The organism is Streptomyces sp. NPDC046379, assembly GCF_055587785.1.
Map to the genome: position 1 here is coordinate 65,333 of NZ_JBVJFP010000013.1, position 12,867 is coordinate 78,199.

The following is a 12,867-nucleotide window of genomic DNA, read 5'->3' on the forward strand; positions in this document are numbered from 1 at the left end:
GGACGTCAGGCGCCGGCCGGACTCAGGCCACGTTCACCCGCTGGCCCGGCGGAGCCGCCTCCAGCCACGCCAGGAACCCGGTGAGCGCATCCTCGCTCATCGCCAGCTCCAGCCGCGTCCCCCGGTGCAGACACGCGAGGATCACCGCGTCGGACAGCAGCGCCAGCTCCTCCTCGCCCTCGGGCAGGCGGCGGCCGGCCACCTCGATCGAGGCGCGTTCCAGGACGCGGCGCGGGCGGGGGGCGTAGGAGAAGACGCGGAACCATTCGACCCGATCTCCGTTGTAGCGGGCCACCCCGTAGGCCCAGCCCTTTCCGTCACCGTCCGGCGTCACCGGGGCGTCCCAGCGCAGGCTGCAGTCGAACGTGCCGCCGGAGCGCTGGATCAGCCGGCGCCGCAGGCCGAAGACGGCGAGCCCCAGCACCACCAGGAACACCACGATTCCGCACACAGTCAGAGCGAGGACCATCGACACCGACCTCCTCGTCTCCTAGGTAACGGAACGGAAAAAACATCCATATCTGCCTCAGCCGCGACCGGCACCGGATCGCTCCGGTCCCAGCCGCGGCTGAGTGACGTCATCGCGTACGCGGGTGCGCTCAGCGCCCCGCGGTCGCCGCACGCAGTCGTACCTCCGCACGACGCTCGGCAAAGGCGTCGTCCTCGGACTTCGCGCGCTCCAGCGCCCGCTCGGCGCGCTGGACGTCGATCTCCTCCGACAGCTCGGCGATCTCGGCCAGCAGCGACAGCTTGTTGTCCGCGAACGAGATGAAACCGCCGTGCACCGCGGCGACGACCGTTCCACCATCACTCGTGCGGATGGTCACCGGGCCCGACTCCAGCACACCGAGCAGCGGCTGGTGACCGGGCATGACGCCGATGTCGCCGGACGTGGTGCGCGCGACGACCAGGGTGGCCTCGCCGGACCAGACCTCTCGGTCGGCCGCGACCAGCGCGACGTGCAGCTCAGCAGCCAAGGGTGGCTCCTCGGGTCACCACCCGGCGGGTCTGCCGGGTGTTGGGGTCAATTCTAGTAGGAGTGCGGAGAGGGGCAGGACACACCCCGCGCGGGTGGATCCCGCCCCTCATCAAGAGCGCGGGGGTCAGGAGACGCCCAGCTCCTTCGCGTTCTTCTTCAGGTCCTCGATACCACCGCACATGAAGAACGCCTGCTCCGGGAAGTGGTCGTACTCGCCGTCGCAGATCGCGTTGAAGGCCGCGATCGACTCGTCCAGCGGGACGTCCGACCCGTCGACGCCGGTGAACTGCTTGGCGACGTGGGTGTTCTGGGACAGGAAGCGCTCCACGCGACGGGCACGGTGGACGACGAGCTTGTCCTCCTCGCCGAGCTCGTCGATACCGAGGATCGCGATGATGTCCTGGAGGTCCTTGTACTTCTGCAGGATGTTCTTGACGCGCATGGCGGCGTCGTAGTGGTCCTGCGCGATGTAGCGCGGGTCCAGGATGCGGGACGTGGAGTCCAGCGGGTCCACGGCCGGGTAGATGCCCTTCTCCGAGATCGGACGGGACAGAACCGTCGTCGCGTCGAGGTGGGCGAAGGTGGTGGCCGGGGCCGGGTCGGTCAGGTCGTCCGCGGGGACGTAGATCGCCTGCATGGAGGTGATCGAGTGACCGCGGGTCGAGGTGATGCGCTCCTGGAGGAGACCCATCTCGTCGGCCAGGTTCGGCTGGTAGCCCACCGCGGAGGGCATACGGCCGAGCAGGGTCGACACCTCGGAACCGGCCTGGGTGAAGCGGAAGATGTTGTCGATGAAGAACAGCACGTCCTGCTTCTGGACGTCGCGGAAGTACTCGGCCATGGTCAGGCCGGCCAGCGCGACGCGCAGACGGGTGCCCGGGGGCTCGTCCATCTGGCCGAAGACCAGCGCGGTCTTGTCGATGACGCCCGACTCGCTCATCTCGTCGATGAGGTCGTTGCCCTCACGGGTGCGCTCACCGACGCCGGCGAACACCGACACACCGTCGTGGTTGTTGGCGACGCGGTAGATCATCTCCTGGATGAGCACCGTCTTGCCGACGCCGGCGCCGCCGAACAGACCGATCTTGCCGCCCTTGACGTACGGGGTCAGCAGGTCGATGACCTTGACGCCGGTCTCGAACATCTCGGTCTTCGACTCGAGCTCGTCGAAGTTCGGGGCCTTGCGGTGGATGGACCAGCGCTCGCCCGTGTACTTCTCGTCGACGTTCAGCACCTCACCGAGGGTGTTGAACACCTTGCCCTTGGTGAAGTCGCCGACCGGGACGGTGATGCCGTCGCCGGTGTCGACGACCGGGGCCTGGCGGACCAGGCCGTCGGTCGGCTGCATGGAGATGGTGCGGACCAGACCGTCGCCCAGGTGCTGGGCGACCTCGAGGGTCAGCGTCTTCTTCTCGCCGGCGTTGGCCGGGTCGGCCACCTCGACGTGCAGAGCGTTGTAGATCTCCGGCATCGCGTCGACGGGGAACTCCACGTCGACGACCGGGCCGATGACCCGGGCGACGCGGCCCGTAGCCGTCGCGGTCTCAACAGTGGTGGTCATTAGCGGTCACTCCCCGCGGTCGCGTCGGCCAGGGCGCTGGCGCCACCGACGATCTCGCTGATTTCCTGGGTGATTTCGGCCTGGCGGGCCGCGTTGGCAAGACGGGAGAGCGTGTTGATCAGCTCGCCCGCGTTGTCGGTGGCCGACTTCATCGCACGCCGGGTGGCGGCGTGCTTGGAAGCGGCCGACTGAAGCAGCGCGTTGTAGATCCGGCTCTCGACGTACCGCGGCAGCAGGGCGTCGAGGACGTCCTCCGCCGACGGCTCGAAGTCGTACAGCGGGAGGATCTCGTCCTTGGCAGACGCCTCCTGCGCGACCTCGTCGAGGCTGAGCGGCAGCAGGCGGTCGTCGAGCGCCGTCTGCGTCATCATCGAGACGAACTCGGTGAAGACGATGTGGATCTCGTCCACGCCGCCCTCGGCCGTGTCCTTCTGGATGGCCTCGATCAGCGGCGCCGCGACCTTCTTGGCGTCCGCGTACGAGGGCTCGTCGGTGAAGCCCGTCCACGACTCCGCGACCTTGCGCTCACGGAAGTTGTAGTGCGCCACACCACGCCGGCCGACGATGTACGTGTCGACCTGCTTGCCCTCGCGCTCCAGGCGCTCGGTCAGCTGCTCCGCCGCCTTGATGGCGTTGGAGTTGAAGGCGCCGGCCAGACCGCGGTCGCTGGTCAGCAGCAGGACCGCGGACCGGGTGACCGTCTCGGCCTGGGTGGTCAGCGGGTGCTTCGTGTTCGACCCGGTGCCGACCGCCGTGACCGCGCGGGTCAGTTCCTGCGCGTACGGCGTGGAGGCCGCCACCTTGCGCTGCGCCTTGACGACGCGCGAGGCGGCGATCATCTCCATCGCCTTGGTGATCTTCTTGGTCGCGGTGACGGATCGGATGCGACGCTTGTAGACCCGGAGCTGGGCTCCCATGAGTCAGGTCCCTTCCTACGTCACTTGGAGACGTTGACAGCCGCCGGGGCGTCCTCGCCGAGAAGCTTGCCGTCCGAGGTCTCGAACTGCTTCTTGAACTCCGCGATGGCGTCGGCAACGGCGCCGAGGGTGTCGTCGGACATCTTGCCGCCCTCGCGGATGGAGGTCATGAGGCCCTGCTCCTTGCGGTGCAGGTACTCCAGGAGCTCCTTCTCGAAGCGGCGGATGTCGGCGACGGGGACGTCGTCCATCTTGCCGGTGGTGCCGGCCCAGACGGAGACGACCTGGTCCTCGGTGGACATCGGCTGGTACTGGTTCTGCTTCAGCAGCTCGACCATGCGCTGACCGCGCTCCAGCTGCGCCTTCGACGCGGCGTCCAGGTCGGAACCGAAGGCGGCGAACGCCTCCAGCTCGCGGAACTGGGCCAGGTCCACGCGCAGACGGCCGGAGACCTGCTTCATCGCCTTGTGCTGCGCGGAACCGCCGACTCGGGAGACGGAGATACCGACGTTCAGCGCGGGGCGCTGACCGGCGTTGAACAGGTCCGACTCCAGGAAGCACTGGCCGTCGGTGATGGAGATGACGTTGGTCGGGATGAACGCCGACACGTCGTTGGCCTTGGTCTCGACGATCGGCAGACCGGTCATCGAGCCGGCGCCCATGTCGTCGGAGAGCTTGGCGCAGCGCTCCAGCAGACGGGAGTGCAGGTAGAAGACGTCGCCCGGGTAGGCCTCGCGGCCCGGCGGACGGCGCAGCAGCAGGGACACGGCGCGGTAGGCGTCGGCCTGCTTCGACAGGTCGTCGAAGATGATCAGGACGTGCTTGCCCTCGTACATCCACTGCTGGCCGATGGCCGAGCCGGTGTAGGGGGCGAGGTACTTGAAGCCGGCCGGGTCGGACGCCGGGGCGGCGACGATGGTCGTGTACTCCAGCGCGCCGTTCTCCTCCAGCGCGCGGCGGACCGACGCGATGGTCGAGCCCTTCTGGCCGATGGCGACGTAGATGCAGCGGACCTGCTTCTTCGGGTCGCCCGAGCGCCAGTTGTCGCGCTGGTTGATGATCGTGTCGACGGCCAGCGCGGTCTTGCCGGTCTGACGGTCGCCGATGATCAGCTGACGCTGGCCACGGCCGATCGGGGTCATCGCGTCGACGGCCTTGTAGCCCGTCTCCATGGGCTCGTGCACCGACTTGCGCTGCATGACCGTGGGGGCCTGCAGCTCGAGGGCGCGGCGGCCCGAGGTCTCGATCTCGCCGAGGCCGTCGATCGGGTTGCCGAGCGGGTCGACGACGCGGCCGAGGTAGCCCTCGCCCACTGCCACGGAGAGCACCTCGCCGGTACGGGTGACCGGCTGACCCTCCTCGATGCCGCTGAACTCGCCGAGGATGACGCAACCGATCTCGCGCTCCTCGAGGTTGAGGGCGAGACCGAGGGTGCCGTCCTCGAACTTCAGCAGTTCGTTGGCCATGGCCGAGGGGAGGCCCTCGACCTTCGCGATGCCGTCGCCGGCAAGGGTGACCGTACCGACCTCCTCGCGCGAGGCCGCGTCCGGCTTGTACGACTGGACGAAGGTCTCCAGTGCGTCCCGGATCTCCTCCGGCCGGATCGTGAGCTCCGCCATCTGGGTTCCCTGCTCTCCTTGTTGGGCCCGAAGTTTCACTTTGGGGGGATGGGGACTCCCCCCAACAGGAGGTGAATCCTCTGCACGGCCCAACCAGGGCCGTAAGTACGTACTGCGTTCTGTTTGTGCGCTGCCGGCGGTGCCGTCAGCCCGCCAGGCGGCGGCTCGCGTCTTCCAGCCGGTCCGCGATGGAGCCGTTGATGACCTCGTCGCCGACCCGCACCCGGATCCCGCCGAGGACCTCGGGGTCCACGTCGAGGTTGAGGTGCATCCGGCGGCCGTAGAGCTTCGCGAGGGCGGCGCCGAGGCGCTGCTTCTGCGAGTCGCTCAGCGGGACCGCCGAGGTGACGACGGCGACCGTGCGGTCACGGCGCTCGGCGGCGAGCTTGGACAGGGACTCCAGTCCCGTCTCCAGGCTACGGCCTCGCGGCGCGGTCACCAGGCGCGTCACCAGCCGCTCGGTGGCGGCCTCGGCCCGGCCGCCGAGCAGGCTGCGCAGCAGCTCGCCCTTGGCCGCGGTGGTGGCCTTGCGGTCGGTCAGCGCGGCGCGCAGCTCGGTGTTCGAGGAGACGATCCGGCCGAACCGGAACAACTCGTCCTCGACGTTGTCGAGCGTGCCCGCCTTCTGCGCGGCGGTGAGGTCGGCGACGGCCGCCAGCTCCTCGAGGGCGTCCACCAGGTCGCGCGACTGCGACCAGCGGGAGCGCACCATGCCGGACAGCAGGTCCACGGTCTCGCCGCCGACCTGCCCGCCGATCAGGCGCCGGGCCAGGTCGGCCTTGGCCTCACCGGCCTGCGCCGGGTCGGTCAGGACCCGACGCAGCGACACCTCGCGGTCGAGCAGCGCGGTCACCGCGGCCAGCTCCTCGGCGAGCCGCTGCGCGTCCACGGACGTGGCGTCCGTCAGCGCGTCGAGACGCTCACGTGCGGCTGCCAGGGCCTCGCGGCTCGCTCCGTTCATCGAGACGCCTCGGCCTTCTCCTCGAGCTCGTCGAGGAAGCGGTCGATCACGCGGCTCTGCCGGGCGTGGTCCTCGAGGGACTCGCCGACCAGCTTGCCGGCCAGGTCGGTGGCGAGCTTGCCGACGTCCTGGCGCAGCGCGGAGGACGCGGCCTTGCGGTCGGCCTCGATCTGGGCGTGACCGGCGGCGACGATCTCCTCGCGCTGCCGCTGGCCTTCCGCGCGCATCTCGGCGATGAGCGCGGCTCCCTGCTCCTGCGCCTCCTGGCGCAGTCGCGCGGCCTCGTGACGGGCTTCGGCGAGCTGTGCCTTGTACTGCTCAAGGACGCTCTGGGCCTCGGTCTGCGCGGCCTCGGCCTTCTCGATACCGCCCTCGATGGCCTCGCGACGCTCTTCCAGAACCTTGTTGATGTTCGGGAGGAGCTTCTTGGCGAGGAAGCCGAAGACGATGACGAAAGCGATGAGGCCGATGACAACTTCCGGCCACGGCGGAATGAGGGGGTTCTCCTTCTCACCCTCAGCCGCCAGGAAAACCAGGGCGGATGTCACATCAGTGCCTTTCGTCAAATGGGACGGTCGTCAGGGCTCGTCTTAGTAGACGAACGGCATGACGAGACCGATGAGGGCGAGCGCCTCACAGAAGGCGAAGCCCAGGATCTGGTTGGCGCGGATCAGGCCGGCCGCCTCGGGCTGGCGGGCGAGGGCCTGCGTGCCGTTACCGAAGATGATGCCAACGCCGACGCCCGGGCCGATGGCCGCGAGACCGTAACCGACGGAACCGAGGTCACCGGTGACAGCAGCAAGGTTGGACATGCCAGTTCTTCCTTCTCTTTACGGACCGGTGGGGGTTGGCCACCGGACGACTGGGGGGTGCGAAAGCGGGATCGCTCAGTGGTGCTCGGCGAGCGCGCCCTGGATGAAGGTGCAGGTCAGCAGGACGAAGACGTACGCCTGGACCGCCTGGATGAAGAGCTCGAAGGCCGTCATCACGATGACCATCACGAACGAGACCGCCGAGTAGGCGATGCCGATGCCGTTCAGCATGTACCAGGCGGCGATGGTGAACAGCAGCAGCAGCGTGTGACCGGCGAACATGTTCGCGAAGAGCCGGACCGCGTGCGTGAACGGGCGGACCAGCAGGTTCGAGAAGAACTCGATGGTCATGGCCAGCGGGAGCACCGGGCCGAGCGACTTGTCGTAGCCCGTGAAGTTCTTGAGGGCGCCGACGAAGCCGTGGCGCTTGAAGGTCAGCGAGACCCAGGTGACGTAGACGATCAGGGCCAGGATCGCCGGGTAGGCGATGATCGAGGTCACCGGGAAGGCGGCGACCGGCACGATCGACCAGAGGTTCATCATCCAGATGAAGAAGAACAGCGAGACGGCGAGCGGGACGTACTTCTCGCCCTCCTTCTTGCCGATCGTCTCGTAGACGATGCCGCGGCGTACGAAGTCGTAGCCGGCCTCGGCGACCATCTGGAGCTTGCCCGGGATCAGCTTCGGCTTGGCGAACGCCGCCCAGAAGAAGCCGACCACGATGATCGAGCCCAGCAGGGCCAGCAGCATCGGCTTGTTGAAGTACAGGCCGTTGCCGTCCGCGTCGCCCCAGAGCGGCTCGAAGAGGAACGAGTGCAGGCCCGGGGCCGGGAAGCCGCACCCGTCGAACAGGTGGCAGTCGGTCTCGAAGGCGAGCACCTGCGTCGGGTCAGCACTCACCGCGGGCTCCTTCATCGTGGCGCATAGGTACGGCAACCTCGTTGTGTCGGCGCGGCATGTGGCCGCGGTTCGGCACGGGACTGGTGTTACGGATGTGGGGGCGGCTGTGGGGCATCTCGCCTCGCGATTGAGCAGGCGTCAGCTCGGATGCCCGCGCCCGCGATGCCGCAGTTGGCACCGGACGATAGCAGGATCTGTCATGTGCCTTTATCCCGGCCCTACCCCTCACGACGAGTGCCCCGACTTCTCGGGCTCGACGTAGAGGATCTTGGACTTCATGTGCGCCCGCGTCTGCGCCGCGATCCACGCCAGGGTGGCGGCGACCAGGGTGAGCGCGAAGGCCCGGGGGTGGAACAGCGTCGTGTTCTTGAAGGCCGCGACGAAGACGAACAGCAGCAGGATCTGGGCCGCGTACAGCATCAGGCCCATGGCCTGGAAGAGGTGCGGGAGCGACCTGGCGGTGCGCTGGAGGACGTAGAGGCCGATCCCCATGAAGAGGATCACCACGAGCGTCGCGACGACCGCCCCGATCGCGCCTTCCCCGCCGGCGACCACACCGCTGACGACGGCGGCGACTGCGCCGACGGCGGCTGTGGGCACAGCGGCCTGGGCCAGGATCCGGACGTCGTTGGACGGCATGGCGGCAACTCCGCTTTCAAAGGGGGCAGGGGTGTCGTCATGGACGAGCGTAGTCCCGGGTGGAGAGAGGTCCTCACGCCGCCTGACCGTCGCATTCGCGGTCCTTCGGCTCTGTCCGGGGGTTCTCGTGAACCGTATCACAAACTATTTGATGAGGTCTTTACCTGCCGGGTGTGCCAGCTGTCACACATGAGAGTGAACATGCGCGTCTGTGCAGAAACCGGGACCCTTTGTCGGGTATAGGACCGGTTCGTTCCCCCACGGGTTGGCAATGCTTTAGTCAGATTCTTACCTTGTGAAGCGCGATCGAGGGCCCACGGCGGTCGCCCCGTTGACCCCGGACACCCCAACGGCCACAGGCGTACGGTGCTCCTCCACGGCCGGGGTCTCCGCCGGCGCCTCCGCGGCGGCCGGCGCCGGTGCCGGGGCCGGCTCGGCGAGCGCCCTGCGACGGTAGCGCGGGGGCACGAAGCGCTCCGCCCAGACCGGGGCGCGCGGGGTGAAGCGCGGCATCAGCAGCAGGGCCAGGCCGATCGCGCTGAGGAAGACGATGCCGAGGACGATCCACATGGACGCCGAGTTGACGGAGTAGGCGAGCGCGCCGAAGGCGATCAGGGCCGACCAGAAGTACATGATCAGCACGGCCCGGCTGTGCGAGTGGCCGATCTCCAGCAGGCGGTGGTGCAGGTGGCCGCGGTCGGCGGCGAACGGGGACTGGCCGCGCCAGGTCCGGCGGACGATGGCGAGCACCAGGTCGGCGGCCGGGATCGCGATGATGGTCAGCGGCATGACCAGCGGGATGTAGACGGGCACCATCTGGTGCACGGCGTTGCGCTCGGAACCGGAGAACAGCTTCATCACGTCCGGGTCCACCTGCCCGGTGACCGAGATCGCGCCCGCCGCCAGGACGAGGCCGATCAGCATCGAGCCCGAGTCGCCCATGAAGATGCGGGCGGGGTGCATGTTGTGCGGCAGGAAGCCCAGGCACATGCCCATGAGGATGGCCGCGAACAGGGTCGCGGGGGCGGCGGCCTCGATGCCGTACGAGTACCAGATGCGGTAGGCGTACATGAAGAACGCCGCCGACGCGATGCACACCATGCCCGCCGCGAGGCCGTCGAGGCCGTCCACGAAGTTGACCGCGTTGATGGTGATGACGACGAGCGCCACCGTCAGCAGCGTGCCCTGCCACTGGGTGAGCGCGACCGTGCCGACGCCCGGCACCGGCAGCCACAGGATGGTCAGGCCCTGCATGACCATCACGCCGGCGGCGATCATCTGACCGCCCAGCTTGATCAGCGCGTCGATCTCGAACTTGTCGTCCAGCACGCCGATCAGCCAGATCAGCGCGGCCCCCGAGAGCAGGGCTCTGGGCTCGTTGGACGTCTCGAAGACGTGGTTGAGGTTGGTGAGGTGGTCGGCGACCAGCAGACCCGCGCACAGGCCGAAGAACATGGCGATCCCGCCGAGGCGCGGAGTGGGCTCCCGGTGCACGTCACGGGCCCGGATCTCCGGCATCGCCCCCGCCACGATCGCGAACTTCCGCACCGGCCCTGTGAGCAGATACGTCACCGCGGCCGTGATGCAGAGCGTCAGCAGGTATTCACGCACGGGCTTCCCCACAAGTCTCGCCGGCCATCTCAGCCCCACACCCTAGCGACGTCCGGATACGGGACGCATATACGAGGGGACTGCCGGGTAGCGACGATGGTTGCACGCCTGGCTGTGCGCGCGACGGCGCACCCGGTCGTCTACCCCGCATCGCCCGGGACATGACGGGGATACGGCGGGAACGCCCCGGCCAGTTCGCGCACCTCCTCGCGCACCCTCCGGCCGTCCCGCCGCCCCCGCAGCACGCCCGCGGCCAGCTCGGCGATGTGCCGCATCTCCCTCTCCCCCATGCCCTGCGTGGTGACCGCGGCCGTGCCCAGGCGCAGTCCGCGCGTGCCGGGGTGGGGCAGGGCGCAGCAGTCCATGACCATGCCGGCGGCGGCGAGCAGGCCGCGGGCGGCACGGCCGTCCACGCCGAGCGGGGCCGGGTCGGCGGTGATCAGGTGGGTGTCCGTGCCGCCGGTGGTGACGACGAGCCCCTCGGCGGCCAGTGCGGCTGCCAGGGCGCGCGCGTTGGCGACGACCCGGTGGGCGTACGCGGCGAAGGCCGGGGTGGCCGCCTCGCCGAACGCGACGGCCTTGGCGGCGATGGTGTGCATCTGCGCGCCGCCCTGGGTGAACGGGAACACGGCCCGGTCCACCCGCTCGGCGAGGTCCGCGCCGCACAGGATCATCCCGCCGCGCGGCCCGCGCAGCACCTTGTGGGTGGTGGCGCACACCACGTCGGCGTACGGCACCGGGCTGGGCGCCGCTCCCCCGGCGACCAGCCCCATCGGGTGCGCCGCGTCGGCGATGAGGTAGGCGCCCACCTCGTCGGCGACCTCCCGGAAGAAGGCGTAGTCGAGGTGGCGCGGGTAGGCGATGGAGCCGCACACGATCGCTTTGGGGCGGTGGCTGCGGGCCAGCGCGCGGACCTGGTCGTGGGCGATCAGGCCGGTCTCCTCGTCCACGCCGTAGCCGACGAAGTCGAACCAGCGGCCGGAGAAGTTGGCGGGCGAGCCGTGGGTGAGGTGGCCGCCGTGCGGCAGGCCGAGGGCGAGGACGGTGTCGCCGGGGCGCAGCAGGGCGGCGTAGGCGGCCAGGACGGCGGAACTGCCGGAGTGGGACTGGACGTTGGCGTGCTCGGCGCCGAACAGGTCGCGGGCCCGCTGCACGGCGAGGCGCTCGGCGACGTCGACGATCTCGCAGCCGCCGTGGTGGCGGGCCCCCGGGTAGCCCTCGGCGTACTTGTTGGCGAGCGGCGAGCCGAGGGCGGCCAGCACGGCGGGCGAGGTGAAGTTCTCGGCGGCGATCAGCTGGAGGGTGGTCGACTGCCGCTCGCGCTCGCCGAGCAGGATCTCGGCCAGCTCGGGATCCTGCTGGCGCAGCACGTCGGCTTCGGCATCGGCCGCTGGGGCATGGGTGACCGACATGGGTGGCTCCCGGGGCGTCGACGGTGACGTACGTCCAATGTAGGCCCGGGGCGGGCGGGGCGCCCGGCCGTCGCTCCCGCCGGGTGTCAGGTCCGGGCGGGGACGCCGGTGAGGGCCGTGACGACCGGGTCGAGGGCCTGGTGTATCTCGTCGCCGACGGAACGGAAGAACGTCAGCGGGGCGCCGTAGGGGTCGTACACCTCGTCCGCCTCGGCGGTGGGCGCGAGCAGCCAGCCGCGCAGCGCGGCGGCGGCCCGCACCAGGGCGCGGGCGCGGGTGACGACGCCGTCCTCCAGCGGGGGCAGGGTGGCGGGGTCGATCGCCCGGACCAGGCGGGTGAACTCCTTCAGGGTGAAGGTGCGCAGGCCCGCCGAGTGGCCCATGGAGATGACCTGGGCGCGGTGGTCGCGGGTGGCGGTCAGCACCAGGTCGGCGCGGATGACGTGCTCATCGAGCAGTTCCCGGCCGACGAAGCCGGAGGCGTCCGCGCCGAACTCGGCCAGCACCGTCTCGGCGTTGGCCTCCATCGGGGCGCCCTCGTGGCCCCAGGTGCCGGCGCTCTCCACGATCAGCCCGCCGCCGAGGATGCCGAGGCGCTCGTGCAGGAAATGCCGGGTGAGCCGCTCGGTGATGGGCGAGCGGCACACGTTGCCGGTGCTGACGTGGAGGATGCGGAAGGTGTCGCGCGGAAACCCGAACGTCGTCGTCTCCTCCGCGGGCCGTTCCCGGTTGCCTATGCCGCGCCCCGCCTCGGGGGCTGTCAATTGGCCACCTCGAGGTCGGGTACGACCTTGCGCAGCTCGTCCGGCGACAGCGCCCCCTCGCGCAGCAGCACGGGCACCGGCTTGGTGACGTCGACGATGGACGACGGCACGATGCCGGGGGTCGGGCCGCCGTCGAGGTAGACGGAGACGGAGTCGCCGAGCATCTGCTGGGCGGCGTCGCAGTCCTCGGGCGCGGGGTGGCCGGTGAGGTTGGCGGAGGAGACGGCCATGGGGCCGACCTCGGTGAGCAGTTCGATGGCGACCGGGTGCAGCGGCATCCGCACGGCGACGGTGCCCCGGGTGTCGCCCAGGTCCCACTGGAGGGACGGCTGGTGGCGGGCGACGAGGGTGAGGGCGCCCGGCCAGAACGCGTCGACCAGCTCCCAGGCCTGCTCGGAGAAGTCGGTGACGAGGCCGTGCAGGGTGTTCGGGGAGCCGATGAGGACGGGCGTGGGCATGTTGCGGCCCCGGCCCTTGGCGGCCAGCAGGTCGGCGACGGCCTCCGCGGAGAACGCGTCGGCGCCGATGCCGTACACGGTGTCGGTCGGGAGGACCACCAGCTCGCCACGGCGGACGGCGGACGCGGCCTCGCGCAGACCGGTCGCGCGGTCGGTCGCGTCGTTGGTGTCGTATCGCCGTGCCATGTCAGCGGGCCTCCTCGTACACGAGCTGCTGGGGGGAAGAAGGGAAGG

At 69.7% G+C, this 12,867-nt stretch carries 14 protein-coding genes; all 14 read right to left on the bottom strand.

The window, feature by feature from the left end; genetic code table 11:
* Window positions 1-22: 22 nt before the first annotated feature.
* Entirely contained in the window at window positions 23-469 is a 447-nt protein-coding gene (locus ACZ6KF_RS22790; protein WP_356626745.1) for a DUF2550 domain-containing protein, read from the bottom strand.
* 130 nt (window positions 470-599) lie between these two features.
* Window positions 600-977 carry a F0F1 ATP synthase subunit epsilon gene (locus tag ACZ6KF_RS22795; RefSeq protein ID WP_356626744.1) on the bottom strand — a complete coding sequence of 126 codons (378 nt, stop codon included), beginning with the start codon at window positions 975-977 and terminating at the stop codon, window positions 600-602.
* Between the two features lie 126 nt (window positions 978-1,103).
* Complete coding sequence (gene atpD / locus ACZ6KF_RS22800; RefSeq protein ID WP_356626743.1) at window positions 1,104-2,540, bottom strand: F0F1 ATP synthase subunit beta; 1,437 nt, start codon at window positions 2,538-2,540, stop codon at window positions 1,104-1,106.
* On the bottom strand, window positions 2,540-3,457 hold the full coding sequence (locus ACZ6KF_RS22805; RefSeq protein WP_356626741.1) for a F0F1 ATP synthase subunit gamma: 918 nt from the start codon (window positions 3,455-3,457) through the stop codon (window positions 2,540-2,542). The genes atpD and ACZ6KF_RS22805 overlap by 1 nt, the downstream gene beginning before the upstream one ends.
* Window positions 3,458-3,477: 20 nt before the next feature.
* The gene (gene atpA / locus ACZ6KF_RS22810; protein WP_356626739.1) at window positions 3,478-5,076 is read right to left on the bottom strand and encodes a F0F1 ATP synthase subunit alpha; all 1,599 of its coding nucleotides are present in this window, start codon (window positions 5,074-5,076) and stop codon (window positions 3,478-3,480) included.
* A 145-nt stretch (window positions 5,077-5,221) separates the two neighbouring features.
* Window positions 5,222-6,037: a F0F1 ATP synthase subunit delta gene (locus tag ACZ6KF_RS22815; protein ID WP_356626737.1), complete on the bottom strand. Its 816-nt coding sequence runs from the start codon at window positions 6,035-6,037 to the stop codon at window positions 5,222-5,224.
* Complete coding sequence (locus ACZ6KF_RS22820; RefSeq protein WP_356626735.1) at window positions 6,034-6,585, bottom strand: F0F1 ATP synthase subunit B; 552 nt, start codon at window positions 6,583-6,585, stop codon at window positions 6,034-6,036. The genes ACZ6KF_RS22815 and ACZ6KF_RS22820 overlap by 4 nt, the downstream gene beginning before the upstream one ends.
* A 42-nt stretch (window positions 6,586-6,627) precedes the next feature.
* A complete protein-coding gene (gene atpE, locus ACZ6KF_RS22825) occupies window positions 6,628-6,849 on the bottom strand; it encodes an ATP synthase F0 subunit C (RefSeq protein WP_004925497.1) in 222 nt (73 codons plus the stop codon).
* A 75-nt stretch (window positions 6,850-6,924) separates the two neighbouring features.
* The gene (gene atpB, locus ACZ6KF_RS22830; RefSeq protein WP_356626733.1) at window positions 6,925-7,764 is read right to left on the bottom strand and encodes a F0F1 ATP synthase subunit A; all 840 of its coding nucleotides are present in this window, start codon (window positions 7,762-7,764) and stop codon (window positions 6,925-6,927) included.
* 210 nt (window positions 7,765-7,974) lie between these two features.
* On the bottom strand, window positions 7,975-8,388 hold the full coding sequence (locus ACZ6KF_RS22835; protein WP_356626731.1) for a hypothetical protein: 414 nt from the start codon (window positions 8,386-8,388) through the stop codon (window positions 7,975-7,977).
* 288 nt (window positions 8,389-8,676) lie between these two features.
* Complete coding sequence (locus tag ACZ6KF_RS22840) at window positions 8,677-9,999, bottom strand: MraY family glycosyltransferase (RefSeq protein ID WP_356626729.1); 1,323 nt, start codon at window positions 9,997-9,999, stop codon at window positions 8,677-8,679.
* Window positions 10,000-10,139: 140 nt separating this feature from the next.
* Window positions 10,140-11,411 (bottom strand): serine hydroxymethyltransferase, encoded by a 1,272-nt coding sequence (locus ACZ6KF_RS22845; RefSeq protein WP_469239814.1) that lies wholly within the window; start codon window positions 11,409-11,411, stop codon window positions 10,140-10,142.
* A gap of 86 nt (window positions 11,412-11,497) precedes the next feature.
* Entirely contained in the window at window positions 11,498-12,175 is a 678-nt protein-coding gene (locus tag ACZ6KF_RS22850; RefSeq protein ID WP_356626726.1) for an arsenate reductase/protein-tyrosine-phosphatase family protein, read from the bottom strand.
* On the bottom strand, window positions 12,172-12,819 hold the full coding sequence (locus ACZ6KF_RS22855; RefSeq protein WP_356626725.1) for an L-threonylcarbamoyladenylate synthase: 648 nt from the start codon (window positions 12,817-12,819) through the stop codon (window positions 12,172-12,174). The genes ACZ6KF_RS22850 and ACZ6KF_RS22855 overlap by 4 nt, the downstream gene beginning before the upstream one ends.
* Window positions 12,820-12,867 lie beyond the last annotated feature (48 nt).

What these genes read in the sequence shown, in the direction of transcription:
- ACZ6KF_RS22790 (WP_356626745.1), bottom strand. Translation starts at nt 469, where the DNA reads ATGGTCCTCGCTCTGACTGTGTGCGGAATCGTGGTGTTCCTGGTGGTG.
- atpD (WP_356626743.1), bottom strand. Translation starts at nt 2,540, where the DNA reads ATGACCACCACTGTTGAGACCGCGACGGCTACGGGCCGCGTCGCCCGG.
- ACZ6KF_RS22805 (WP_356626741.1), bottom strand. Translation starts at nt 3,457, where the DNA reads ATGGGAGCCCAGCTCCGGGTCTACAAGCGTCGCATCCGATCCGTCACC.
- atpA (WP_356626739.1), bottom strand. Translation starts at nt 5,076, where the DNA reads ATGGCGGAGCTCACGATCCGGCCGGAGGAGATCCGGGACGCACTGGAG.
- ACZ6KF_RS22815 (WP_356626737.1), bottom strand. Translation starts at nt 6,037, where the DNA reads ATGAACGGAGCGAGCCGCGAGGCCCTGGCAGCCGCACGTGAGCGTCTC.
- atpE (WP_004925497.1), bottom strand. Translation starts at nt 6,849, where the DNA reads ATGTCCAACCTTGCTGCTGTCACCGGTGACCTCGGTTCCGTCGGTTAC.
- atpB (WP_356626733.1), bottom strand. Translation starts at nt 7,764, where the DNA reads ATGAAGGAGCCCGCGGTGAGTGCTGACCCGACGCAGGTGCTCGCCTTC.
- ACZ6KF_RS22835 (WP_356626731.1), bottom strand. Translation starts at nt 8,388, where the DNA reads ATGCCGTCCAACGACGTCCGGATCCTGGCCCAGGCCGCTGTGCCCACA.
- ACZ6KF_RS22845 (WP_469239814.1), bottom strand. Translation starts at nt 11,411, where the DNA reads ATGTCGGTCACCCATGCCCCAGCGGCCGATGCCGAAGCCGACGTGCTG.
- ACZ6KF_RS22855 (WP_356626725.1), bottom strand. Translation starts at nt 12,819, where the DNA reads ATGGCACGGCGATACGACACCAACGACGCGACCGACCGCGCGACCGGT.